We start from the raw sequence: 24,763 nt of genomic DNA on the forward strand, positions 1-24,763 counted from the left end.
CCTTCGCTCGAACGAATGTTCGTCTATAGTGGTGGCCCTCGGCGGAGTTCCGCCGAGGGCGGCGCCGCCCGATGGGGAAGTTTCGCCTGCGCCGAGTCGTTACCGTAAGAGGCCTGGACCGTGCGGCGCCGGCGCCCACCCACCTGCATCGGTGACCCGCTGCGCGCGGCCGCTCCTTTAAGGCCCTCTGGTCCAGCAGGGCCTGCAGGTCGCGTGCGCCGCCGCCGTGCGAACCGATGCCGAAGGGTGAAGAAACACATGGCCGATGAGCTGGTGATCCGGGGCGCCCGGGAGCACAACCTCAAGGACGTCAAGCTCGACCTCCCGCGCGATTCGATGATCGTGTTCACCGGCCTGTCCGGATCGGGCAAGTCGTCGCTGGCCTTCGACACCATCTTCGCCGAAGGCCAGCGGCGCTATGTCGAGTCGCTGTCGGCCTACGCCCGCCAGTTCCTCGGCCAGATGGACAAGCCCGATGTCGACTTCATCGAGGGGCTGTCGCCGGCGGTCTCCATCGACCAGAAGTCGACCAACCGCAATCCGCGCTCCACGGTCGGCACCATCACCGAGGTCTACGACTACCTCCGGCTGCTGTGGGCGCGTATCGGTGTCCCGCACTGCCCGCAGTGCCGCCGCGAGATCGCCCGCCAGACCCCCCAGCAGATCGTCGACCGGATGCTGGACCTGCCCGAGGGCACCCGATTCCAGGTGCTGGCGCCCGTGGTTCGGGGGCGCAAGGGCGAATACGTCGAACTGTTCAAGGACTTGCAGACCAAGGGCTTCACGCGCGCGATGGTCGACGGCGCCATGGTGCGCCTGGACGAAGCCCCGATGCTGAAGAAGTACGAGAAACACGACATTTCCGTGGTCGTGGACCGCCTCGCCGTCAAGGAATCGGCCAAGAAACGGCTGACCGATTCGGTCGAGACCGCGCTGCAGTTGGCGGGCGGCACGATCGTGCTCGACTTCGTCGACGAACCCGAGGGCGGTCCCGAACGCGAGAAAGTGTTCTCCGAGCACCTGTACTGCCCCTACGACGACCTCTCCTTCGAGGAGCTCGAACCCCGTTCGTTCTCGTTCAACTCCCCTTACGGAGCCTGCCCCGACTGCGCCGGCCTGGGCTCGCGCATGGAGGTCGACCGGGAACTGCTGGTGCCCGACCCCGCCAAGACCCTGAACGAGGGCGCCATCGCCGTGTGGTCGGGCGGGCACGCCATGGAGTACTTCGGGCGGCTCATCCAGGCGGTGGGCGAGGCGATCGGCTTCGACATGGACACCCCGTGGGAACGGCTGCCCAAGGCCGGGCGCAAGGCGCTGCTGGAGGGGCACGAAACCCAGGTGCACGTGCGTTACCGCAACCGCTACGGCCGCACCCGTTCGTACTACACCAGCTTTGAGGGCGTCATCCCGTGGGTGAAACGCCGCCACGCCGAAAGCGAAAGCGACATCGGGCGCGAACGCCTCGAAGGGTTCATGCGCAGCGTGCCCTGCCCAACGTGCGAGGGCCGCCGGCTCAAGCCCGTCGTGCTCGCGGTGACCGTGGGCGGGTCCTCCATCGCCGATGTCAGCGCCCTGCCGCTGAGCGAGTGCGCGCAGTTCCTGCGCGATCTGCAGCTCAGCGACCGCCACCAGGTCATCGCCGCCCAAGTGCTCAAGGAGATCAACGCGCGGCTGGGGTTCCTGCTCGACGTCGGCCTCGATTACCTGAACCTGGAGCGTCCGGCCGGGTCGCTTTCGGGCGGCGAGGCCCAGCGCATCCGGCTGGCCACCCAGATCGGTTCGGGGCTGGTCGGCGTGCTCTACGTGCTCGACGAGCCCTCCATCGGGCTGCACCAGCGCGACAACTTCCGGCTGCTGGAGACCCTGCGGCGGCTGCGCGACATCGGCAACACCCTCATCGTGGTCGAACACGACGAGGACACCATCCGCTCGTCCGACTGGGTCGTCGACATCGGGCCGGGCGCGGGCGAACACGGCGGCGAGGTCGTCGTCTCCGGCACGGTCGCCGACCTGCTCTCCAGCACCACCTCCATCACCGGCGACTACCTCACCGGCCGGCGCCGCATCGAGCTCCCGCAGGTTCGCCGGCCCCGCACCAAGGGCCGCGAACTCGTGGTCAAGGGCGCCCGCGAGAACAACCTGCACGACATCGACGTCGCGTTCCCACTGGGCGTGTTCACCGCGGTCACCGGGGTTTCGGGGTCCGGCAAGTCCACCCTGGTCAACGAGATCCTGTACAAGGCGCTCGCCAAGGAGCTGCACGGTTCCCGCTCGGTGCCGGGCCGCCACACCCGGGTCAACGGGCTCAACCAGGTCGACAAGGTCGTGCACGTCGACCAGAGCCCCATCGGGCGCACCCCGCGGTCCAACCCCGCCACCTACTCCGGGGTCTTCGACCACATCCGCAAGCTTTTCGCGCAGACCACCGACGCCAAGATGCGCGGCTACCAGCCGGGCCGGTTCTCCTTCAACGTCAAGGGCGGCCGCTGCGAGGCCTGCGCGGGCGAGGGCACCATCCGCATCGAGATGCAGTTCCTGCCCGACGTCTACGTGCCCTGCGAGGTCTGCCACGGCGCCCGCTACAACCGCGAGACCCTGGATGTGCACTACAAGGGCAAGTCGATCGCCGATGTCCTCGACATGCCGATCGAGGAGGCCCTCGACTTCTTCGAACCCATCACGGCCATCCGGCGCCACATGCAGACCCTCAACGACGTCGGACTCGGCTACGTGCGCCTGGGCCAGCCCGCCACCACACTCTCCGGCGGCGAGGCCCAGCGGGTGAAACTCGCCTCCGAGTTGCAGCGGCGCTCCACCGGCCGCACTGTCTACGTGCTCGACGAACCCACCACCGGCCTGCACTTCGAGGACATCCGCAAACTGCTGGGCGTGCTCGACCGGCTCGCCGAAAGCGGCAACACCGTGATCGTCATCGAACACAACCTCGACGTCATCAAGACCGCCGACTACGTCATCGACATGGGCCCCGAAGGCGGTTCCCGCGGCGGCAGCGTCGTGGCCACCGGTACGCCCGAGGACGTCGCCAAGGCCGAGGCCTCCTACACCGGCCGGTTCCTCGCCGAACTCGTATAGTCGAGTCAACACCGGCCCGATCCGCCCCGAAGGAGCCCGACACCATGAGCGCGGATCCCCCCGCCGAACGCCCGGCCGGGCTCCTGGCCCGCGTGGGCGCCCGGCTGATCGACCTGGTCGTGCTCACCGGGATCGCGCTGCTGTTCTCGGCGCTGGTCGCCAACACCGTGCCCGGCGCCGAGAACCCCGTGCGGATGGAAACACTGCCCGCGATCGTCCTCTCCGCAGGGCTGTTCGCGGCCTACCTCGCCTACGAGGCCGCCTTCACCGCCGTCTACGGCGCCACCCCCGGCAAGCTGTTCCTGGGGGTGCGGGTGGTCGCCGCCGATCCGGCCGTGGGCGCACCGCGGGCGGGCGCGGTGGCCGTGCTCAAGCGTTCGGTCGTGCTCTACGCCTCGGTCCTGCTCAACTTCGTGCCGATCCTGAGCTCCCTCGCGCTGATGGTGTCGGTCTATGCGGTGATCTCCTCGCTTGTCGACCGGCCCCGCCGCCGCGGGCTGCAGGACCGGGCGGGCGGCACCGCGGTGGTCAGCGGCGCCGAACCGGCCGCTGCGCCCGGCCGCTCAAGCGGACCGGGAAGATCAGCAAAACCGTGGCGGTAAGGTCGAACCGCACCGCCGCCGCCCGCCCGGCGCCCGAGGAGGTACAAGTCCCGATGAGCTTCCCACCGCCGTGGAACGACGGCGCGGCCGCCCCCGATCGCGGCGGGTCGCAAGCTCCACCGCCCTACCAGGGGCCCGACGGCCCCGGCGGACCCCCCGTACCGCCGCCCTACCAGCCCCAGCAGGGGCAGCCGCACCAGATCCCCTACGCCGGCGGCCCGGCCGGTCCCGCGCCGTACCGGCTGGCCCAGTGGTGGCAACGTGCCCTCGCCCGCGCCATCGACGGTCTGATCGTGGGCATCCCGATCGTCATCGCAGCGTTCATCGTGTCGCTGGCGTGGGCGGGCGCGCAGTCGCTGTCGGGCTACGGCGACGTCGTCGAACGCAACAGCAGCATCGTGTACGGGGCCATCGCGTTTATCCTGCTCGTGGTCTACGAGACCATCCTCCTGACCCGCAGGCGCCGCACGCTGGGCAAGTTTCTGATGAACCTGCAGGTCGCACCGCTGGACGGCGGCGGCCTGCCCGGACCCATCCCGGTGGCCGCCATCGCGGCGCGGGCAGCGCTGTTCAACCTGCCGTTGCTGACCTTCTGGAGCATGGGCGGGGGCATGACCGCCATGGTCCTGCTGTTCGTGCCCTGCGCGCTGCTGCCCCTGTGGGACAAGCCCAACCGCCAGGGCCTGCACGACAAACTCGCCGGCACCGTCGTGGTGCACACCGACTGAGCCCGCCCTGCGGCGCGCGCCGTACCGCCGACCGCAGCGGCGGGCGGCGGGCCGGGCACTCCCGTTGGGGTACTACAGTTCGTAGTAACAAGGGGAGTCGACGAGAGGAGCGGTGCCATGTGCGCGGGTGCGGGGTGCGCCGGGCGGATCAGCCGCAGGCGGCTGCTCGGTGCCGCGGGAGCCGCGGGGGCCGCCGCGATGGGGGCCGCGGCCTGCGGCTCCGACAGCGGCGGGCCGGAGCCCTACGACGCGTTGCGCGGCACTGTGGTGGCCCAGACCACGGACATCCCGGTCGGCGGCGGCAGCGTGGTCATCAAGGGCAAGCTGGTCGTAACCCAGCCCGAAGAGGGCGGTTTCAAGGCGTTCAGCGCGGTGTGCACCCACGCGGGCTGCACCATCCAGGAGGTGGAACGCAACATCCACTGCCTCTGCCACGGCAGCGAGTTCGACATCGCGACCGGCGACGTCCGCCACGGCCCGGCCAACCAGCCGCTGAAGCAGCTCTCGATCACGGTGAACGGTACCGACATAGTCCTCGACGAAAAGGATTCCGGCGGCGGGCAGGATTCCTAGGGGCTCCGGCGCGCGCGGTGGAGGTTCCGGCGGCCGCCCGGCACCTGCGGGCGGCCGCCGGTGCGGTTATGCGCCGTCGCCGTCGCCCGATTCGTCGCCGTCGCGGGTCTGCGACCCTCCGGCGCCATTGACCGCCAGGGAACCGTCGGGCCCGGCGGAGCCGGTCTGCTCGGTGCGGGTGCGGCGGGCGGATGGGGGCAGCACGGTGGCGAAGGGGTCGTCGCCGGCGGGCTGGAAGGTCTGGAACTCGGTGCGGCGCTTGGGCAGCGCCTCGGGGTAGTTCTGGCAGAGGAACGCGATCATGTGCTCGCGCAGGTCGCAGCAGAGGTCCCAGCGGGCATCGGAGTCGGCGGTGGTGGCCACCGCCCGCAGTTGCACGATGCCGTCGTCGAGGATGTCGGTGGCCTGCAGCGACCAGCGGCGGCCGTCCCAGAGCGGGTGGTGGGCGATGTAGTCGCCCACCTCTTCGCGGATCTTGTCGATGGGGGCCTCCCAGTCGACCTGGAACATCACCCACCCGGTGATGGAGGCGCCCTGCTTGGTCCAGTTCTCGAAGGGGGTGGTGGCGAAGAAGGAGACGGGGGTGACCAGGCGGCGCTCGTCCCACATGCGCAGGGTGACGTTGGTCAGGCTGAGTTCCTCGACCCGGCCCCACTCGCCTTGGAAGACGATGACGTCGTTGATGCGCAGCGCGTTGCTGAACGCCAGTTGCAGGCCGGCGAACATGTTGCCCAGGGTGGATTGCGCGGCGATGCCGGCGACGACCGACAGCAGTCCGGCCGATGCCAGCAGCCCGGCGCCCAGTCCCTGTACGGCGGGGAAGGTGAACAGGATCGCCGCGACGGCGAGCACACCGATGACCGTGGCGGTGATGCGGCGCAGCAGGCGGACCTGGGTCTGCAGGCGCCGCGAGTTGTGGTCGTCGTCTGCGTTGCGGACGGCCAGCCGCTCCAGCACCATGTCGGTCACCGCATAGGCGACGCCCAGCGCGAACCAGGTCATGGTGCCGATCATCAGGATCGTCATGCCGTGGTCGATGATCGGGTAAAGCGCCCGGTCGGGCATGTCGTCGCGATCGGGGAGCGCGATGTTGATCCCGATGACCGCCGCGGCCGCATACGCCGACACCCGGCAGTTCTTGACGAGCGGCTTGGCCAGCGGCGAGATCTTGGCGAGCTGGTGGGTGAGCAGCCAGTGCGCAACCGTGATCACGAGTACGGAGATCAGTACAGCTGCGCCGATACCGACCCACTGCGTGAAGCTCACGGGAACACTCTCCCTCGCGGTTTCGAAAAAGGTCATTGGTACCCGACTAACATAGGTCATAAGTATGCCAAATCGTGACGTTTGGCGGGTGATCAAGCGCATAACCGAGCGGGGGCGGGAACCGCCTACAGCTTAGACGGCACCGGTCCGGTTCGGCATGGATCGCCCGCCATGCGGGCCTTTGGTCCTCCTGGCGCTTGGCTTGTCCACAGGTTGCACGCCGAGTGGCCGAGCACCCCCGCGGCCGACCACAATGGAAATATGCCAGCCCAACCCCATCTCCGGCCCCGCCCCGGTTCGATCCCCACCTCGCCGGGTGTCTACCGCTTCCGCGACGGCAACGGGCGGGTCATCTACGTGGGCAAGGCGAAGAACCTGCGCTCGCGGCTCTCCTCCTACTTCCAGGACTTCGCCGGACTGCACCCCCGTACCCAGACCATGGTCTCCACCGCGGCCGATGTCGACTGGACCGTGGTGGGCACCGAGGTCGAGGCCCTCCAACTCGAATACTCCTGGATCAAGGAGTACGACCCGCGGTTCAACGTCAAGTACCGCGACGACAAAAGTTATCCCTACCTTGCGGTCACCATGAACGAGGACGTCCCCCGCGTCCAGGTCATGCGCGGCGCAAAGCGCAAGGGCGTGCGCTATTTCGGGCCCTACGGCCACGCCTGGGCCATCCGCGAAACCGTCGACCTGCTGCTTCGGGTCTTCCCGGTGCGCACCTGCTCGGCCGGGGTGTTCCGCAGCGCCCGCAACGCCGGCCGCCCCTGCCTGCTGGGTTACATCGGCAAGTGCTCCGCCCCGTGCGTGGGCCGCGTCGACCCCGATGAACACCGCCGCCTGGCCGAGGACTTCTGCGCTTTCATGGCCGGCGATACCGGCCGCTACATCCGCGGCCTCGAACAGAGCATGCGCGACGCAGCGGCCGACCAGGAGTACGAACGCGCGGCGCGGATCCGCGACGACATCCAGGCCCTGCGCACCGCTCTGGAAAAACAGGCGGTCGTGCTGAGCGATGCCACCGACTGCGACGTCATCGCACTGGCCGAAGACCAACTCGAGGCCGCGGCCCAGGTCTTCTACGTCCGCGGCGGGCGCATCCGCGGCCAGCGGGGCTGGGTCGTCGACAAGGTCGAAGACGTCGGCACCGGCGAACTCGTCGAACGCTTCCTCGCCCAGACCTACGGCGGCAACGGCGGCGGTCCGGGCACCCAACCCGACCCCGGCGACGACCACGCCGACGACGGCCGCACCGCCATCCCGCGCGAGGTCCTGGTATCGGCCGAACCCGCCGATCGCGACGCGGTGATCGCCTGGCTCAGCGAACGCCGCGGATCAGCCGTCGACCTGCGGGTGCCCCAGCGCGGCGACAAAAAAACGCTGCTCGAAACCGTCGCCAAAAACGCCGGGCAGGCGCTCGCCCGGCACAAGACCCAGCGCGCCGGCGACCTCACCACGCGCAGCCGGGCGCTGAGCGAGATCCAAGAGGCCCTGGCGCTGGACGAAGCCCCGCTGCGCATCGAGTGCTTCGACATCTCCAACCTCATGGGCGAACACGTGGTGGCGTCCATGGTCGTGTTCGAGGACGGCCTGGCCCGCAAGTCGGAGTACCGCCGCTTCAGTATCCGCGGAGCCGGCCGCGCCAAGGGTGCCGAACAGAACGATGTCGCCTCCATGTACGAGGTCATCCGGCGCCGCTTCTCCCGCTACCTTGAGGAGAGTCGGCGTACCGGCGAACTCGATCGGATGGGCGCCGAAACCGGCGGCGATTCCGACACCCCGGACACCACCGCGGGCGCGGCCGCAGGCCCGCCGGAGGATTCACCCGGTGGCCCGGTCGCCGACGCCGACGCCGACGCCGGCGGCACCGCGGCGCCGGCCCCGTCCGCCCCCTCGCCGGCCGGGCCCGAACGGGGGGAGACCTCCGACACACCCGGTTCCGACCAGCAGGCCCCCGCCAAGTTCGCCTATCCGCCTAACCTGGTAGTGGTCGACGGCGGCCGTCCCCAAGTGCAGGCGGCGCGGCGTGCCCTCGACGAACTCGGAATCGACGACATCGCCGTGTGCGGGCTCGCCAAACGGCTGGAAGAGGTGTGGCTGCCCGAAGACGACGATCCGGTGATCCTGCCGCGTACCGGCGAGGGGCTCTACCTGCTCCAACGCATCCGCGACGAAGCGCACAGGTTCGCCATCACCTACCACCGCCAGAAACGCGCCAAAGCACTCACCGGCAGCGCCCTGGACGACGTTCCAGGGCTGGGGCCCACGCGGCGCAGCGCGCTGCTGAAGCACTTCGGCTCGGTCAAAAAGCTGGCGGCGGCAACGGAGGAGGAGATCGCGCAGGTGCCCGGAATCGGCAAGACCACCGCCGGCGTCATCCACGCCCGGCTCGTGGGCCAGGAGCGGGAAGGAAACCATGACAGGGGCGGCGTCCGCGCAGGGGAACGCGGCACGGCAGACGAAAGTGACCAGCACAATGGGGGATGACCAGCCGACCGGCAGCCTCAGCGGGGAACTCCCGCCCGAGATCGTCGTTGTCACCGGCATGTCGGGCGCCGGCCGCAGCACCGCCGCGCGCGCATTGGAGGATCTGGACTGGTTCGTCGTCGACAACCTGCCGCCGGGACTCCTGCCCACCATGATCGACCTCGCCGGCCGCACCCAGGGCGCGGTGCCGCGGGTGGCCGCCGTGGTCGATGTCCGCAGTATGGCCTTCACCCAGGACCTGCTCTCCACCGTCGAGGAACTGCGCCGCAGGGGGATCACCGCCCGCGTGGTGTTCCTTGAGGCCGGCGACGATGCCTTGGTGCGCCGGTTCGAGAGCGTGCGCCGCCCCCACCCGCTGCAGGGCGACGGCCGGCTCACCGACGGCATTTCCCGCGAACGCGAGACCCTGCGCGCCATCCGCGGCGAGGCCGACCTGGTCATCGACACCTCCCAGCTCAACGTGCACCAGCTCAAGGCCAAGGTCATCGGCTTTTTCGGCGAGGCCGAGGAAGCGCGCCCGCGGGCCAATGTCGTGTCGTTCGGGTTCAAGCACGGGCTGCCGGTCGACGCCGACCTCGTGCTCGACTGCCGCTTCCTGCCCAACCCGCACTGGGTGCCCGAACTCCGGTCGATGAGCGGCCGCGACGCCCCGGTACGCGACTACGTGCTGGCCCAAAACGGTGCAAAGGAGATGCTCGACTCCTACTCCGAGGTGCTGCGGCTGGTGATCGCGGGGTACCAGCGTGAGGGCAAGCACTACATGACCGTGGCCATCGGCTGCACCGGCGGCAAGCACCGCAGTGTCGCCATGGCCGAACAGTTCGGCAACCGGTTGCGCGAGCAGGGGCTGGATGTCCATGTCGTGCACCGCGACGTCGGACACGAGTGATCCCGGTCGGCGATCGGGGCCGGCCGGGGCGGGGCGCGTAGGCGCTCCTGCGGCCGCAGCGGCAATCCCTACCGTGCACAGCCGTGCAGTAGGACAGCGGGCCACCGATCACGGCCTAGCATTGGCCCAACCCGTGGCGGCCGCGGTGTGTGTCGGAACCGCGGCGCACACGCAGGCGGCTGTCCGCTGAAGACCGGGACACGAGGTACGCATACGCACATGGCAGACAACTTCCCCGCCGACGACGACGGGAGAACCGCAGGCGGCACGGCCGCCGGTGCCGCGGCCGACCACCCGCAGGAGGCCACGCCCCCGCGAGTCGTCGCACTTGGCGGGGGGCACGGACTGTACGCCTCGCTGTCGGCGCTGCGCCGGGTGACCACCGACGTGACCGCGATCGTGACCGTCGCCGACGACGGCGGCTCCAGCGGGCGGCTCCGCCGCGAACTCGGCGTCCTGCCGCCGGGCGACCTGCGCATGGCGCTGGCGGCGCTGTGCGGCGACGACGAATGGGGCCACACCTGGAGCGAGGTCATCCAGCACCGCTTCCGGTCGCAGGGCGAACTCCACGGCCACGCGGTGGGCAACCTGCTGATCGTGGCGCTGTGGGAGCTGCTGGGCGACTCCGTGGCCGGGCTCGACTGGGTGGGCCAGCTGCTGGGCGCCCACGGCCGCGTGCTGCCGATGTCCTCGGTTCCGCTGGACATCGTCGCCGAGGTCGAGGGCACCGACCCGGCGCGCCCCTTCGAACTCACCACGGTCCGCGGCCAGGTCGCCTGCGCCAGCACCCGCGGCCGGGTGCGGTCGATCTCCCTGGTGCCCGAGGCGCCCCCTGCCTCCCACCAGGCGGTCAAGGCGGTCCGCGAAGCCGACTGGGTGGTGTTCGGGCCGGGTTCCTGGTTCACCAGCGTCCTGCCGCACCTGCTGGTTCCCGACCTGGCCGAGGCACTGGTCGAAACCCGCGCCCGGCGCATGGTCGCGCTCAACCTCTCCCCGCAGCAGGGCGAGACCGACGGTTTCCGCCCCGAAACCTACCTGGAGGTGCTGGCGGCCCACGCGCCGCGCCTGGGCATCGACGCGGTACTGGCCGACAGCGGTGTGGTCGGCGATACCAGCCGGGTCGGCGAGGTCGCCAAGGAGATGGGCGGGCGGCTCGTGGTACGCGACGTGGCCGCCTCCGACGGCTCGCCGCGCCACGACCCCGACCTGCTGGCGGCCGCTTTCGACGAGGTGCTGCGCGACTGAGCGCCGGCTGTGCGCGGATGGCGGCGCCCTCGGCGGCGCCGGCAGGCCGCACTGCGGCGCACAGCGGCGCAATGCGCGGTGCGGGGGGTTGACCGGCCCCGTCGGCGGGCAGTCACCCGACGTGGGCAACCAGGGCAATCAGGGCAACCAGCACGACGACCGCATCCGCCTCGTCCGTGTTCGCGACATCCTCGGCCAGGAACCGCCCGGACGCGTGTTCCTGGTCGACCGGCTGTGGCCGCGCGGCGTCCGCAAAGACTCCGTGCACTACGACGAGTGGCTGCAGGACGCCGCCCCCAGCAGCGAACTGCGCCGCTGGCTGCACGCCGACCCCAGCGGCCGCTGGGAGGAGTTCGCCGGGCACTACCGCGCCGAACTCGACGCCAACCCCGACGCCCTGCGCCCTATTCGCGACGCTCTCGCCGAAGGACCGGTCACCCTCCTCTACGGCGCCCGCGACACCGAGCACAACCACGCCGTCGTGCTGCGCGACTACCTGCTGGAAGACGGCTAAGGAGCCGGATCCGGCGGGTTGCCCCGCCCGGCCGGTGCGCCGCCCCGGCCGGGCGTAAGCGCCGCGGCGGCGGGTATGGGAAATCTCTTCGGCCCTCTTCGGCAAGGTCCGCTGGGGAACCAGGTTCGGCACGTTCGGACGCTCCGCAAGGTCCTGCCCCGGCCGGCGCCGCCCCTGCGGCGGTGCGCCTATCGGCAGAGATCGGCACGGAACGGAAATCACGACTCGCCGGATCGAGCAGGGACTTTGGACACGCGGCCAGGGGCGTGGCCAAGTCGCGTGCGTTCAGTAGTCTCGACAATGGGGATGCGGCCGCTGAGCCGCACGAGGCATGTGGAGTACGAGTGCGAGGGGACGGCGTCCATGGCGATGACCGGCGTGGTGAAGGACGAATTGAGCCGGCTGACCGTTCTCAAGCCATGTTGCCGCAAGGCCGAGGTCTCCACGATCCTGCGTTTTACCGGCGGCCTGCACCTGGTCAGCGGCCGCATCGTCATCGAGGCCGAACTCGACACCGGTGCCGCTGCGCGGCGCCTGCGCAAGGACATCTCCGAGGTCTTCGGCCATGAGTCCGAGGTGGTCGTGCTGGCCCCCAGCGGGCTGCGCAAGGGCAACCGCTACGTCGTGCGGGTCATCAAGGACGGCGAGAGCCTCGCCCGCCAGACCGGCCTGGTCGACAACAACGGGCGCCCGGTCCGCGGCCTGCCCCGGCACGTGGTCGCCGGAGGGGCCTGCGACGCCGAGTCCGCTTGGCGCGGCGCCTTCATCGCCCACGGATCGCTGACCGAGCCCGGCCGCTCGATGGCGCTGGAGGTCACCTGCCCCGGCCCTGAGGCCGCGCTCGCACTGGTGGGTGCGGCACGGCGGCTGAAGGTGCAGGGCAAGGCGCGGGAGGTGCGCGGTGTCGACCGGGTGGTGGTGCGCGACGGCGACTCCATCGGCGCGCTGCTGACCATGCTCGGGGCGCACGAGAGCGTGCTGGCCTGGGAGGAGCGCCGGATGCGCCGCGAGGTCCGCGCGACCGCCAACCGGCTGGCCAACTTCGACGACGCCAACCTGCGGCGCAGCGCCCGCGCAGCGGTCGCCGCGGGCGCCCGGGTCGAGCGGGCCCTGGAGATCCTCGGCGAGGAGGCCCCCGACCACCTGGTCGCCGCCGGGCAGCTCCGCCTGGCCCACAAGCAGGCATCGCTGGAGGAGCTGGGTCAGCTCTCCTCGCCGCCACTGACCAAGGACGCGATCGCCGGGCGCATCCGCCGCCTCCTCGCGATGGCCGACAAACGCGCCTGCGACCTCGGCATCGCGGGCACCGACGCCAACCTGACGGCCGACATGCTGGTGCCCTGACGCCCGGGGCGGGGCCGGGGCCGGAGGACGAGCCGGAGCCGGTCCGGGTCCGCTGAGCGGCCTTGTCCGCGGTCGGCCCTCCGGCGGCCTGGACTCGAATGCAGCGGCAACGGCGCCGGTAGGTCCGGGCGGGCGGCCTGGCCAAACGATCATGCGGAATTGCCCAGATCCAGCGCGCCGGATCCGGGCATTACAGCATGATCGCCGCCGAACACCGCCTCGGAACCCGACATAACCGTCACGGGGTGCCCTGGGGACGCCCGCCTGGCTCCAATACGGGCATCCCCTTTCGCCGGTCGCCGCGAAGCGGAGGGTCGGCGACGGCGGCGGGGCGGGCTTACCCCGGTGGGAGAGCGGGCATGTGGGGCGGCGTCCCGGCACATGCGGTGCTCTCGCAGGTCTCGCTGATTCCGGGTGCCGGCCGGTCCGGGATGAGGAGCCGCACGTAGGGGCGCACCCGCGGCGTGCGGCGCCGACGGGAGGCGGTCACATCCGCGCTCGCTTCCTGGCGAACACCAGCGCAGGATCGGCGTCGGCGACGACGAGGTCCACGACCTTCGCGGCCCCCATATCGTCGATCACCGCCACGTGCCGAGTCGCCCCGGTGGACGTCGGGAATGACGCGAGGTTGTCCGTCGCGGTTACGGGGGTTCCGGCGATGACAACGCAGTAGCCGCGTCCCCGCATGAGTGACACCCTGCGCCTGCGGGCCTCCGCCGTGATCATTTCTAGGATTTCCATCTCGCCCATGGGAAAACGATTGCTGTGATCGGCGAGGTTTCATAGCAAGGGGAACCTTCCTGTACCGGGATGGTTCCGTGTGCACGTCCGTGCATAAAATTGGCGTGTGAATGAAACGGGATTCGGTTCGAACCTCGCAAAACTACGCGAACTGGCCGGACTCACGCAGCGGCAGTTGGCCACTCGGATAGGCGGTTCCGCCTCTTCGCTGTCGCGATGGGAATCGGGAACCATCGCCCCGAAGCGCGCCGACGTCGAGCGGCTGGATGACGTCTTGAAAGCCGGTGGCCGCCTGTTGAGAGCGTGGGAAACCGAGACATCGGGCTCCCGGTTGCCCCCGTGGATGCGCGCTGTCGGTGCACTGGAGGACAAGGCGGTCTCCATCGACACCGTTGCCTTGTCGACGGTGCCGGGCCTTGTGCAGAGCTTCGCATTCGCGCGCGAGGTGTTCCGTGCGGGGCGACCGGCGGCGAGCGCCGAGGAGTTGGACAAGCTCGCTCAGTTGCGCGTCGAGCGATACGAGCGCCTGACCCGCAGCAACGATCCGTTCGTAACCGCGGTCTTCCCAGAGATTGCTCTGAAGTGGGTGCCCGAACGCGTCAGAGTTGATCAGGCCAAGGCGCTACTGTCGCTTGCCCATCGGGAGCGGGCATCCGTTCACATCGTGCCCGACGGGACGTTGCTGCTGTCGGTGACCTCGGCGGTCCACATGTACCGGTTGAAGGACGGCACGGTGGTTGCCGCCAGCGACCATGGCAACGGCAACCTGGTGTACGACACGGCGTCGCAAACTGCAAGGATAGACGGAGTCATCCGGGACGCGCTGGCCCGCGCTCTCCCGGAAACCCACACCGTGAAGTTGCTCGAAGGGATGTTGGCGTAGTGATGTGGTCTGCGGATGGGTTCCACAAGTCGTCCTACTCGGACAGCGGTAGTCACTGTGTCGAGACCCGGGAGACCGCCAAGTCAGTCGACGTCCGCGATACCCAGCACCGCGAACTCGGGCATCTTTCGTTCCCCGTCGATGAATGGCGTGCGTTCCTCGGCGGGATCGGCGACCTTTAGCAGCCGCCTCGATCCGGAGACCCTGACGGCCTCCCGCGGTCCCTTCATGCGGGAGGCCGTCGTTGTGTGTGCAGTCGCGCTCGCCCGCCCGGAGCTTCCGCCCTCCCACCCAACCTCCGGTGTGCTCTTCTGTGACCGGTAACGAGAACCGGAAAACTTCCGAAAATGGTCTAGACCTCTCGCTCTCCGCGGTGCGAGCATGGTCCGGGCGCCGCCGCTCCGGCCCCCGTTCCGAATGAAGGCCGCGGGCGGTCCACCCTGGGGTGGAGCGATAGGCTCGGGAGTGCGATCCGGCGCTCATCTTCCGCGGTCCGGCCCTGTTGCGCCGGCCGTGAGGCAGTACCGCAGTACCCACTAACACGTGAGGAGTTTGGTTACCGTGACCATCCGTGTAGGCGTGAACGGTTTCGGCCGCATCGGCCGCAACTTCTGGCGCGCGGCCCAGGCCGCCGGCAGCGAGGTCGAGATCGTCGCGGTCAACGACCTCACCGACAACGCCACGCTCGCCCACCTGCTCAAGTACGACACCGTGCTGGGCACGCTCGAGGGTGACGTCGAGGTCGGCACCGACAGCATCCGGGTCGGCAACGCGTCGGTGAAGACCCTTGAGGAGCGCGACCCGGCCAAGCTGCCCTGGGCCGAACTGGGCGTCGACGTCGTCATCGAGTCGACCGGCCGGTTCACCAAGGCCGAGGACGCCCAGAAGCACATCGACGCCGGCGCCAAGAAGGTCATCATCTCGGCCCCGGCCAAGGGTGAGGACCTCACCGTCGTCATGGGCGTCAACGACGACAAGTACGACCCCGCCCAGCACCACATCCTGTCCAACGCCTCGTGCACCACGAACTGCGTGGCACCGATGGCCAAGACGCTGCTGGACAACTTCGGCATCGTCAAGGGTCTGATGACCACGACCCACGCGTACACCAACGACCAGGTCATCCTGGACTTCCCGCACAAGGATCTGCGCCGCGCCCGCGCCGCCGGCCAGAACATCATCCCGACCACCACGGGTGCGGCCAAGGCCACCTCCCTGGTGCTGCCGGAGCTGCAGGGCAAGCTCGACGGCATCGCGATGCGGGTTCCCGTCCCGGACGGCTCGGTCACCGACCTCGTTGTCGAGCTTGAGCGCGAGGTCACCGCCGACGAGGTCAACGCCGCGTTCAAGGCCGCCTCCGAGGGCGAGCTGAAGCAGGTGCTCACCTACACCGAGGACCCGATCGTCTCCTCCGACATCGTGGGCACCCCCGCCTCCTGCACCTTCGACTCCAGCCTGACCATGGCGTTCGGCAACACGGTCAAGATCATCGGTTGGTACGACAACGAGTGGGGCTACTCCAGCCGCCTCGTGGACGTGGCCAAGCTGGTCGGCTCGCGTCTGTGACCTAACCGGACGAACCCAGCCGTGCCGGCGCCGCCGCGGTGCCCCCGGCCCGCAAGGCCGGGCGCACCGCGGCGCCGCGCCCCGCTTCAGCACGGCCTCATCCTGCGGAAGGAGAGCCCCATGCGCACGATCGACGACTTCGACGTCTCCGGCAAGCGCGTGTTCGTCCGGACGGATCTCAACGTGCCCCTCGACGGTGACCGCATCACCGACGACGGCCGGATCCGCGCCAGCGTGCCCACCATCGAAAAACTGCGCGAGCGCGGCGCCCGCGTAGTGGTGGCCGCGCACCTGGGCCGCCCCAAGGGCGCCCCCGACCCCGCCTTCTCCCTGCGCCCGGTTGCCGCGCGCCTGGGTGAGCTGCTGGGCACCGAGGTCGCCTTCGCGACCGATACCGCCGGGGAGTCCGCTCGCGCGACCGTCTCCGCGCTGTCCGACGGCGGGGTCGCCGTTGTCGAGAACCTGCGCTTCGAGCCCGGCGAGACCAGCAAGGACGACGCCGAGCGCGGCGAGTTCGCCGACCGCCTGGCCGCGTTGGCCGACATCTACGTCGGCGACGGTTTCGGTGCGGTGCACCGCAAGCACGCCAGCGTCTTCGACCTGCCCAACCGGCTGCCGCACGCGGTGGGCGGCTTGGTGCTGGCCGAGGTGGAGGTGCTGCGCACCCTAACCGGTGACCCCGCCCGCCCCTACGCGGTGGTGCTGGGCGGTTCCAAGGTCTCCGACAAGCTCGGTGTCATCGACAACCTGCTGGGTACCGCCGACCGCATCCTCATCGGCGGCGGCATGGTCTTCACCTTCCTCAAGGCCAAGGGCTACGAGGTCGGCTCTAGTCTCCTGGAGGAGGACCAGCTCGGCACCGTGCGCGAGTACCTGGAGCGGGCGCAGCGGCAGGGCGTGGAGATCGTGCTCCCGGTCGACGTGGTGGCGGCGGAGTCGTTCTCCGCTGATGCGCCGCACGGCCCGGCCGATGCCGATTCCATTCCCGCCGACCGCATGGGCCTGGACATCGGGCCCAAGAGCCGCGAGTTGTTCGCCGCCAAGGTCGCCGATGCGCGCACCGTGTTCTGGAACGGGCCGATGGGCGTGTTCGAGATGGAGCCCTACTCCCACGGCACCCGCGCGCTGGCCCAGGCGCTGCTGGACTCCGGCGCTTTCAGCGTGGTGGGCGGGGGCGACTCCGCTGCGGCGGTGCGCGCCCTGGGCTTCGACGAGGCGGCGTTCGGCCACATTTCCACCGGTGGCGGCGCCAGCCTGGAGTACCTTGAGGGCAAGACGCTGCCCGGTATCGAGGCACTGGACGACTGACCCCCGCGCCGGCGGCCGAGCGCGGCCGCCGGCGCATTTCCGGCAGCCAAGGAAGACGAAGACAACATGGCACAGCCCACGCGCAAGCCGCTGATCGCGGGCAACTGGAAGCTGAACAACAACCACCTCGAAGCGATCGCGCTGGTGCAGAAGCTCGCGTTCGCGCTGAACGACTCCGACTTCGACTCCGCCGAGGTCGTCGTGCTTCCGCCGTTCACGAACCTGCGCAGCGTGCAGACGCTCGTCGATGGCGACAAGCTGAAGATCGGGTACGGCGCCCAGGACATCTCGGCGCACGAGAAGGGCGCCTACACCGGCGAGATCTCCGGCGCCATGCTCGCCAAGCTGGGTTGCACCTATGCGCTGGCGGGCCACTCCGAGCGCCGCGAGTACCACCAGGAGGACGACGCGGTCGTCAACGCGAAGGTGAAGGCCGCCTTCGCCGCCGACATCACGCCGATCCTGTGCCTGGGCGAGGGCCTGGACGTGCGCAAGGCCGGCGAGCAGGTGCCCCACACGCTCGCGCAGCTGGACGGGGCGCTCAAGGACATCACCGCCGAGCAGGCCGCGCGGCTGGTCGTCGCCTACGAGCCGGTCTGGGCGATCGGTACCGGCGAGGTCGCCACGCCCGAGGACGCCCAGGAGGTCTGCCACGCGCTGCGCGGGCGGCTGGGCGAGCTGTACTCCGGCGAGGTGGCCGCTGCGGCCCGCATCCTCTACGGGGGGTCGGTCAAGGCCGACAACATCGGCGGCATCATGGACAAGGACGACGTCGACGGCGCCCTCGTGGGCGGCGCGAGCCTCAAGCCCGAGGAGTTCGTCAAGCTGGCCCGGCTCGGCCGGGAGTGAGCGGGCGGGGCCGGCCGGTGCGCCACCGGTCGGCCCTTGCCGGTTGCGGTGGGTTGCGGACCACCCGCAGGGCTGTCCGGTTGATGCCGGTTTGCCGCTGCCGGGGCCGCTTCGGCGGCCGAAACGAACGCGCTGGGGCCGCAAGCGGGTTAGAATGCGCAGAGCCCGCCGTGTAAGGCGGCATGTGTCCCCAAGGGCACACGGTAGAATCCAAGCAGTGTCCTCGGTCCCTCCTGAATCCGCCTCGCCGATCCGGCTCAGCCGACCAGTGAGCGGTCCCGGGACCCAAGTCGTCAATTCCCCCCACTCGGGGTCGAGTTACGGGTGAGCGTGTGATCCTCGGTCTGTCCATCCTCGTGATGCTCTGCAGCGTGCTGCTGGTCCTCATGGTGCTGCTGCACAAGGGCAAAGGCGGCGGCCTCTCCGACCTGTTCGGGGGCGGCGTCACGTCCTCCCTGGGCGGGTCCTCTGTGGTCGAACGCAACCTCGACCGGCTGACGGTCGCCACCGCCCTGGTGTGGATCGTCGCCGTCGTGGTCCTCGGGCTGATGCTCCAGAGCGGCGGCGCGTAGCCCGGGGCCCCGGCCCCTTGCGAACCCCCGTTCCACCCGCGCTTGGCTGCGCGGGCTCCCCTGCGCCGTACCGCCCCGCTGTGCGGCCTGCTTTCCAGTTTCCCCTTAGCCGGGGCGTGTTGTCCGACGAAGGAGATTTCCGTGGGTAGTGGCAGCGCCATCCGTGGCAGCCGCGTCGGTGCCGGCCCGATGGGCGAGGCCGAGCGCGGCGAGTCCGCGCCGCGCGTCCGGGTTCCGTTCTACTGCGCCAACAAGCACGAGACCGTGCCGAGCTTCGCGCACGAGGCCGCGGTCCCCGAAGAGTGGGACTGCCCCCGCTGCGGGTTCCCGGCGGGCAAGGACCCGCAGAACCCCCCGGCGCCGCCGCGCACGGAGCCCTACAAGACCCACCTGGCCTACGTGAAGGAGCGGCGCAGCGAGGAGGAGGGGCGGCTCATCCTCGATGAGGCCCTCGCCAAGCTGCGCGCCGACCGGGCCGAAATCGAGGCCTACATCAAGGCCAACGCCAACTAGGCGGCAACCAGGCTGCTGCAGGCGGACTCGCGCCGCTCCGGTGCGCCGGTTTTCCTACGGCGGCTCGGGGCGGCGGCCGTTCAGCCGCCGGGTCAGTTCGGCGGCGGCGCCGCGCGCTCCCGAGGCCAGCGCCCCCTCGGTCACCGGCCGCGCGCTGGGCACGGTGAGGCTGATGGCCGCCGCCGGTGCGGCGTTGTGGTCGAATGCGGCCGCGGCCACCGAGGAGAACCCCTCGGTCACCTGCCCCTCTTCGACCGAATGCCCTGCGCGGCGCTCGCGGGCGAGTACCTCGCGCAGCTCACCCGGGGTTTTCGGTCCACGCCCGGTACGGTCCGAAAAAGCTTGCGCGTCGGGGTAGACGGCGCGCACCTGGGCGCGGGGCAGCTGCGCCAGCAGTGCGCGACCCGAGGCCGTCAGGTGCGCCGGCAGCCGCACCCCCACCCCGGTGACGAGCGGGGGAGCGTGCCGCGGCTGCTCCTTGAGCAGATACAGCGTGTCGGCGCCGTGCAGCACGCCCAGGTGCGCGGTGGCGCCGGTCTCGTCGACGAGCCGCCGCAGCAGGGGCCGGGCCAACCGCTCCAGTGGAACGTGGCGCAGGTAGGCCGAGCCCACCTCGAACGCCGCCACGCCAAGCCCCCACCTGCGTTCCTCGGGCAGGTGGATGACGAAGCCCTCCTCGGCCATCGCCTCAAGCAGTTGGTAGACGCTGGAACGCGGCACCCCCAGCTCCGCCGCCGCGGCCGCGGCCGAAACCGGTCCCGGCCGCGACGCAAGGAAGCGCAGCAGCCGCAGCGCCCGAGTGGCCGCCGGGACATGGCTCATCCGCAGATTGTGGCACGTACCGCCCCGCGCTCAGCAGGAAGCGGGCCGGTGCGCGCCCGGCACGCTCAGCGAGCGGACCTGCAGGCGCCCGCAGGCGCACCGGGTGTAAAGCACCATTCCAGTCGAGGTGAAATGCCGCGAGACCACTTGGTAGATCTCGGCCTCCGGCCACCCGCAGTCGGGGCAGACCGCATCCGTGCTCGTGCGATGTTCCATGCGACCAGTCTGGTGCTCGCCGTCAGTTCATGTCCATCTGAACTTTTTTCAGGAAACCGTGTAGCATTACCTACATGATCGACCTTCGGCGGTTGCGGGTCCTGCGAGCGGTCTACCACCACGGCACGGTCACGGGTGCGGCCGAAGCCCTGCACCTGACCCCTTCGGCGGTCTCCCAGCAGATCCGCCAGCTCGCCCGCGAACTCGGCGTCACCCTGCTGGAGCCCGAAGGGCGCCGGGTGCGGCTGACCTCGGCCGCCCACGTGCTGCTCGACCACGCCGACGCGCTGAGCACGCGCTGGGAACGCGCCGTCTCCGACCTCGCCCACCACTCCGAGGGCGAGGCCGGACCGCTGCGCATGGTCGGTTACCCCACGGGCGTGGCGACCCTGCTGGCGCCGGCGGCCGCGCGCCTGCGCCGCAGCCATCCCGGCCTGGCCGTGTCGGTGCTGCAGGCCGAAACCGGTGCGTGCTTCGACATGCTGCTGGGCGGCGATGCCGACCTTGCCGTGTTCGTGCCCGACCCCGGCTACCCGCCGGCCGACGACCGCCGCTTCGAACAGCGCGTGCTGATGGACGACCCCCAGGACCTGCTGGTGCCGGCCGACCACCCGCTGGCCGCGCGCAGCGGTGTGGAACTGGCCGATACCGCCCTGGACGACTGGATCACCGCCGACACCTCCTGCAACCACTCCTGGATAGTGCAGGTGGCCTGCGCCGCCGCCGGGTTCACCCCGCGCATCGCCCACCGCGCCACCGACTGGGTGGGCGCCACCGCACTGGTCGCCTACGGCATGGGCGTGGCCCTGGTGCCCCGGCTGCTGCCCATCGCGACCGATTACCCCGTGGCCCGGGTCCGGTTGCACGGCGCCGCGGCGCCCTCGCGCTCCATCCTCACCGCGGTGCGCAGCGGCAGCGGCGAGCACCCCGCCGTCGCGCGCGGGCTCGCGGCGCTGCGCGACATCGCAGCCGAGTCGGCCGCCACCGCCGAACCGGCCGTGCCGGATGGGCCGGTCGCCTCGGCCCGGCCCGCCGCAATCGGCGCGTCGGGTGCCCGGTGATGATCATGCAGAAATGCCCGTCTCAGCTCCCTTTGATTTTCTGGCATTTCTGCAGGCTCGTCGCATCGCCCGCCCCTGCTGCAGGGCCTCCTCGCCGGCGGCGGGGGCAACCTGTTCGGCAGGATCCGGCGCGCGCCTGCGGCGGGGGCCGCCCGCACAGCGTCTGAAATCCCGGACACAACCTTGGCGCGGGGGCTCGCTTAGCGGGCCGGGGGCGGCGTGCAATGGGGTTATGTCCACCCCGATCGGTATCGGCCCCGCAACGCTCGCCCCAGCCGACGTCATCGCCGCGGCCCGCCGCAACGCCCCCGTGTACCTGACCGGCGACGCGCGCGCCGCAATCGCCGCAGGGCGCAAACGCGTCGACGCCCTGGCCGCCGGCCCCGACCCCGCCTACGGGGTCAGCACCGGGTTCGGCGCGCTGGCCACCCGGCACATCGCCACCGACCTGCGCGCCCGGCTGCAGGCTTCCCTCATCCGCTCCCACGCCGCAGGTGCCGGCGCCGGGGTGGAGCGGGAAGTGGTGCGGGCCCTCATGCTGCTGCGGTTGCGCACACTGGCGAGCGGCGGTACCGGCGTGCGGGTGGAAACCGCCGAGGCATTGGCCGGGCTGCTCAACGCCGGTATCACGCCGGTCGTGCACGAGTACGGCAGCCTGGGCTGCTCGGGTGACCTGGCCCCGCTGTCCCACGTCGCGCTGGCGCTGATGGGGGAGGGGCAGGTGCACGACTCCGGCGGCGAAGTGCGCGAAGCCGCCGAGGCGCTGCGCGCGGCCGGACTGCGGCCGCTCCAACTCGCAGCCAAAGAGGGCCTCGCCCTGATCAACGGCACCGACGGCATGCTCGGCATGCTGCTGATGGCCTGCGCCGACATCGCCGAACTGGTCCGCGCCGCCGACATCACCGCCGCGATGAGCGTCGAGGCGCTGCTGGGCACCGACCGGGTCTTCGCCGCCGACCTGCAGGACCTGCGCCCTCACCCCGGCCAGGCGGCCTCCGCGGCCAACATGCGCGCGCTGCTGGCCGGCTCGCCCATCGTCGCCTCCCACAGCGGCCCCGACTGCCCCCGCGTGCAGGACGCCTACTCGCTGCGCTGCGCACCCCAGGTCGCCGGGGCCGTACGCGACACCCTCGCCCACGCCGAAACCGTCGCCCACCGCGAACTGGCCGCCGTCATCGACAACCCCGTTGTGCTGGAGGACGGGCGGGTGGAATCCAACGGCAACTTCCACGGCGCACCCGTCGGCTACGTGCTGGACTTCCTGGCCATCGCCGTCGCCGACCTCGCCTCCATCGCCGAACGCCGCACCGACCGCATGCTCGACGTGGCCCGCTCCCACGGCCTGCCCGCGTTCCTCGCCGACGACCCCGGCGTCGACTCCGGGCACATGATCGCCCAGTACACCCAGGCCGCGCTGGTCTCCGAACTCAAACGCCTGGCCGCGCCCGCCAGCGTCGACTCCATCCCCAGTTCGGCCATGCAGGAGGACCACGTCTCCATGGGCTGGTCGGCCGCCCGCAAACTGCGCCGCGCCGTCGAAGCGCTCACCAACGTGCTGGCCGTCGAACTGGTCACCGCCGCTCGCGCGCTCGACCTGCGCGCACCCTTGGAACCCGCACCCGCCACCGCCGCCGTGCGCGACGTGCTGCGCACCCGGGTGCCGGGCCCCGGACCCGACCGCCACCTGGCCCCCGAGATCGCCGCCGCCGCCGAACTCATCGGCGACGGGTCGATACGCGCCGCTGCTGCCGCCACCACCCCGCTCGCCTGACACCAGGAAGAAGGTAGGGACCGCGATGACCAGCACAACCGGACCCGCGGCGCCGAGCGTGCGCGCGCCGCGCGGCACCGTGCGCTCGGCACGGGGCTGGGCCCAGGAAGCCGCCCTGCGCATGCTGCACAACAATCTCGACCCTGATGTGGCCGAGCACCCCGACCGCCTCGTCGTCTACGGCGGCAGCGGCCGGGCCGCCCGCGACTGGGCGAGCTTCGAGCGCATCACCAACGTGCTGCGCGAACTCGGCGACGACGAGACACTGCTGGTGCAGTCCGGCCGTCCCGCAGGTGTGCTGCGCACCCACGAATGGGCGCCGCGTGTACTCATCGCCAACAGCAACCTCGTCGGCGACTGGGCGAACTGGGAGGAGTTCCGCCGTCTGGAGGCGCTCGGCCTGACCATGTACGGCCAGATGACCGCCGGCTCGTGGATTTACATCGGCACCCAGGGCATCCTGCAGGGCACTTACGAGACCTTCGGGGCCGTGGCCGCCAATCGCTTCGGCGGCAGTCTGGCGGGCACGCTCACCCTCACCGCCGGGCTCGGCGGCATGGGCGGTGCCCAACCGCTGGCGGTGACCATGAACGACGGTGCCGCGCTGGTGGTCGAGTGCGACCCCAGCCGCATCGAACGCCGCATCGCCCAGGGCTACCTCGACACCCGCGCCGACAGCCTCGACGAGGCGCTGCGCCTGGCGCAGCGGGCGCGCGACCAGCGGCGGGCGGTCTCCATCGGCGTACTGGGCAACGCCGCCGACATCCTGCCCGAGCTGCTGCGCCGCGGCGCGCCCGCCGACATCGTCACCGACCAGACCTCCGCGCACGACCCGCTCGCCTACCTGCCCAGCGGTATCGACATCGCCGACTGGGCAGAGTACGCCGCCCGCGCGCCCGCGGAACTCACCGGCCGCGCACGCGAATCCATGGCCGCGCACGTGGCTGCCATGGTCGGGTTCGCCGACGCCGGCGCCGAGGTGTTCGACTACGGCAACTCCATCCGCGGCGAGGCCCGCACCGCCGGCTACGCCCGCGCCTTCGACTTCCCCGGATTCGTACCCGCCTACATCCGCCCGCTGTTCTGCGCCGGCAAGGGCCCGTTCCGCTGGGCCGCGCTATCCGGCGACCCCGCCGACATCGCCCGCACCGACCGCGCCGTGCTCGAACTGTTCGGCGGCGACGCCCACCTGGCCCGCTGGATCCGCATGGCCGGCGAACGGATCTCCTACCAGGGCCTCCCGGCGCGGATCTGCTGGCTGGGCCAGGGCGAGCGCGCGGCGGCCGGGCTGCGGTTCAACGAACTGGTGGCCTCCGGCGAAATCTCGGCGCCCCTGGCCATCGGCCGCGACCACCTCGACACCGGGTCGGTGGCCTCGCCCTACCGCGAAACCGAGGCCATGGCCGACGGCTCGGACGCGATCGCCGACTGGCCGCTGCTCAACGCGCTGGTCAACACCGCTTCGGGCGCCTCCTGGGTATCCATCCACCACGGCGGCGGAGTCGGCATGGGCCGGTCCCTGCACGCCGGCCAGGTCTGCGTGGCCGACGGCAGTGCACTGGCCGCACGCAAGCTCGAACGGGTCTTGGCCAACGACCCCGCCACCGGGGTGATCCGCCACGCCGACGCAGGGTATGGCCAGGCCGGGGCGACAGCCCAAGAGCACGGCATCCGCCTGCCCATGCGCGAAGGGCGGTAAGCAGCAGCAACGACCCGC

23 protein-coding genes are annotated in these 24,763 nt (G+C 70.7%); 19 read left to right on the top strand and 4 right to left on the bottom strand.

The window, feature by feature from the left end:
• Window positions 1-258 precede the first annotated feature (258 nt).
• From uvrA to ACYVD5_RS27165, 4 genes are all read left to right on the top strand, one after another.
• A complete protein-coding gene (gene uvrA, locus ACYVD5_RS27150; protein ID WP_461004006.1) occupies window positions 259-3,093 on the top strand; it encodes an excinuclease ABC subunit UvrA in 2,835 nt (944 codons plus the stop codon).
• Window positions 3,094-3,137: 44 nt separating this feature from the next.
• A complete protein-coding gene (locus ACYVD5_RS27155; protein WP_461004007.1) occupies window positions 3,138-3,695 on the top strand; it encodes an RDD family protein in 558 nt (185 codons plus the stop codon).
• A 53-nt stretch (window positions 3,696-3,748) separates the two neighbouring features.
• Window positions 3,749-4,423: an RDD family protein gene (locus ACYVD5_RS27160; RefSeq protein ID WP_461004008.1), complete on the top strand. Its 675-nt coding sequence runs from the start codon at window positions 3,749-3,751 to the stop codon at window positions 4,421-4,423.
• A gap of 117 nt (window positions 4,424-4,540) precedes the next feature.
• A complete protein-coding gene (locus tag ACYVD5_RS27165) occupies window positions 4,541-4,996 on the top strand; it encodes a Rieske (2Fe-2S) protein (protein WP_461004009.1) in 456 nt (151 codons plus the stop codon).
• Between the two features lie 66 nt (window positions 4,997-5,062).
• On the opposite strand, the gene ACYVD5_RS27170 is transcribed toward ACYVD5_RS27165, so the two are convergent.
• The gene (locus ACYVD5_RS27170; protein WP_461004010.1) at window positions 5,063-6,262 is read right to left on the bottom strand and encodes a mechanosensitive ion channel family protein; all 1,200 of its coding nucleotides are present in this window, start codon (window positions 6,260-6,262) and stop codon (window positions 5,063-5,065) included.
• Between the two features lie 261 nt (window positions 6,263-6,523).
• On the opposite strand from ACYVD5_RS27170, the gene uvrC reads away from it, so the two are divergent.
• The 5 genes from uvrC to whiA all read left to right on the top strand — a co-directional run bounded on the left by uvrC (window position 6,524) and on the right by whiA (window position 12,744).
• Window positions 6,524-8,752 carry an excinuclease ABC subunit UvrC gene (uvrC, locus tag ACYVD5_RS27175; RefSeq protein ID WP_461004011.1) on the top strand — a complete coding sequence of 743 codons (2,229 nt, stop codon included), beginning with the start codon at window positions 6,524-6,526 and terminating at the stop codon, window positions 8,750-8,752.
• Complete coding sequence (gene rapZ / locus ACYVD5_RS27180; protein ID WP_461004012.1) at window positions 8,742-9,641, top strand: RNase adapter RapZ; 900 nt, start codon at window positions 8,742-8,744, stop codon at window positions 9,639-9,641. Before uvrC ends, rapZ begins: the two co-directional genes overlap by 11 nt.
• 219 nt (window positions 9,642-9,860) lie before the next feature.
• Window positions 9,861-10,886, top strand: coding sequence for a gluconeogenesis factor YvcK family protein (locus tag ACYVD5_RS27185; protein WP_461004013.1), 1,026 nt, complete (start codon window positions 9,861-9,863; stop codon window positions 10,884-10,886).
• A 163-nt stretch (window positions 10,887-11,049) separates the two neighbouring features.
• On the top strand, window positions 11,050-11,400 hold the full coding sequence (locus ACYVD5_RS27190) for a DUF488 domain-containing protein (protein ID WP_461004151.1): 351 nt from the start codon (window positions 11,050-11,052) through the stop codon (window positions 11,398-11,400).
• 363 nt (window positions 11,401-11,763) lie between these two features.
• Entirely contained in the window at window positions 11,764-12,744 is a 981-nt protein-coding gene (whiA, locus tag ACYVD5_RS27195) for a DNA-binding protein WhiA (protein WP_461004152.1), read from the top strand.
• A 486-nt stretch (window positions 12,745-13,230) separates the two neighbouring features.
• Here whiA and ACYVD5_RS27200 read toward each other — a convergent pair whose 3' ends face one another.
• The gene (locus ACYVD5_RS27200; RefSeq protein ID WP_461004014.1) at window positions 13,231-13,494 is read right to left on the bottom strand and encodes a hypothetical protein; all 264 of its coding nucleotides are present in this window, start codon (window positions 13,492-13,494) and stop codon (window positions 13,231-13,233) included.
• A 97-nt stretch (window positions 13,495-13,591) separates the two neighbouring features.
• Between ACYVD5_RS27200 and ACYVD5_RS27205 the strand changes: the two genes are divergently transcribed.
• The 7 genes from ACYVD5_RS27205 to ACYVD5_RS27235 all read left to right on the top strand — a co-directional run bounded on the left by ACYVD5_RS27205 (window position 13,592) and on the right by ACYVD5_RS27235 (window position 19,176).
• Complete coding sequence (locus ACYVD5_RS27205) at window positions 13,592-14,368, top strand: helix-turn-helix domain-containing protein (RefSeq protein WP_461004015.1); 777 nt, start codon at window positions 13,592-13,594, stop codon at window positions 14,366-14,368.
• Between the two features lie 2 nt (window positions 14,369-14,370).
• Window positions 14,371-14,550 (top strand): DUF397 domain-containing protein, encoded by a 180-nt coding sequence (locus ACYVD5_RS27210; RefSeq protein ID WP_461004016.1) that lies wholly within the window; start codon window positions 14,371-14,373, stop codon window positions 14,548-14,550.
• Window positions 14,551-14,929: 379 nt separating this feature from the next.
• Window positions 14,930-15,934, top strand: a complete 1,005-nt coding sequence (gene gap / locus ACYVD5_RS27215; protein ID WP_461004017.1) for a type I glyceraldehyde-3-phosphate dehydrogenase — start codon at window positions 14,930-14,932, stop codon at window positions 15,932-15,934.
• A 120-nt stretch (window positions 15,935-16,054) separates the two neighbouring features.
• Entirely contained in the window at window positions 16,055-17,242 is a 1,188-nt protein-coding gene (locus ACYVD5_RS27220) for a phosphoglycerate kinase (protein WP_461004018.1), read from the top strand.
• Window positions 17,243-17,308: 66 nt separating this feature from the next.
• A complete protein-coding gene (tpiA, locus tag ACYVD5_RS27225; protein ID WP_461004019.1) occupies window positions 17,309-18,091 on the top strand; it encodes a triose-phosphate isomerase in 783 nt (260 codons plus the stop codon).
• 332 nt (window positions 18,092-18,423) lie between these two features.
• Entirely contained in the window at window positions 18,424-18,663 is a 240-nt protein-coding gene (gene secG / locus ACYVD5_RS27230) for a preprotein translocase subunit SecG (protein ID WP_461004020.1), read from the top strand.
• A 141-nt stretch (window positions 18,664-18,804) separates the two neighbouring features.
• The gene (locus ACYVD5_RS27235) at window positions 18,805-19,176 is read left to right on the top strand and encodes an RNA polymerase-binding protein RbpA (RefSeq protein ID WP_461004021.1); all 372 of its coding nucleotides are present in this window, start codon (window positions 18,805-18,807) and stop codon (window positions 19,174-19,176) included.
• Between the two features lie 54 nt (window positions 19,177-19,230).
• Here the strand turns inward: ACYVD5_RS27235 and ACYVD5_RS27240 are convergent, their stop codons facing one another.
• Window positions 19,231-19,998 carry an IclR family transcriptional regulator gene (locus ACYVD5_RS27240; RefSeq protein WP_461004022.1) on the bottom strand — a complete coding sequence of 256 codons (768 nt, stop codon included), beginning with the start codon at window positions 19,996-19,998 and terminating at the stop codon, window positions 19,231-19,233.
• 30 nt (window positions 19,999-20,028) lie between these two features.
• A complete protein-coding gene (locus ACYVD5_RS27245) occupies window positions 20,029-20,214 on the bottom strand; it encodes a hypothetical protein (RefSeq protein WP_461004023.1) in 186 nt (61 codons plus the stop codon).
• A gap of 74 nt (window positions 20,215-20,288) precedes the next feature.
• Here ACYVD5_RS27245 and ACYVD5_RS27250 point away from each other — a divergent pair, with 74 nt between their 5' ends.
• The 3 genes from ACYVD5_RS27250 (at window position 20,289) to hutU (ending at window position 24,745) form a co-directional block, all read left to right on the top strand.
• Window positions 20,289-21,275: a LysR family transcriptional regulator gene (locus tag ACYVD5_RS27250; RefSeq protein ID WP_461004024.1), complete on the top strand. Its 987-nt coding sequence runs from the start codon at window positions 20,289-20,291 to the stop codon at window positions 21,273-21,275.
• 232 nt (window positions 21,276-21,507) lie between these two features.
• Window positions 21,508-23,046, top strand: a complete 1,539-nt coding sequence (hutH, locus tag ACYVD5_RS27255) for a histidine ammonia-lyase (protein WP_461004025.1) — start codon at window positions 21,508-21,510, stop codon at window positions 23,044-23,046.
• A 25-nt stretch (window positions 23,047-23,071) separates the two neighbouring features.
• The gene (hutU, locus tag ACYVD5_RS27260) at window positions 23,072-24,745 is read left to right on the top strand and encodes a urocanate hydratase (RefSeq protein WP_461004026.1); all 1,674 of its coding nucleotides are present in this window, start codon (window positions 23,072-23,074) and stop codon (window positions 24,743-24,745) included.
• Window positions 24,746-24,763 lie beyond the last annotated feature (18 nt).

The organism is Streptomonospora sediminis, assembly GCF_054778995.1.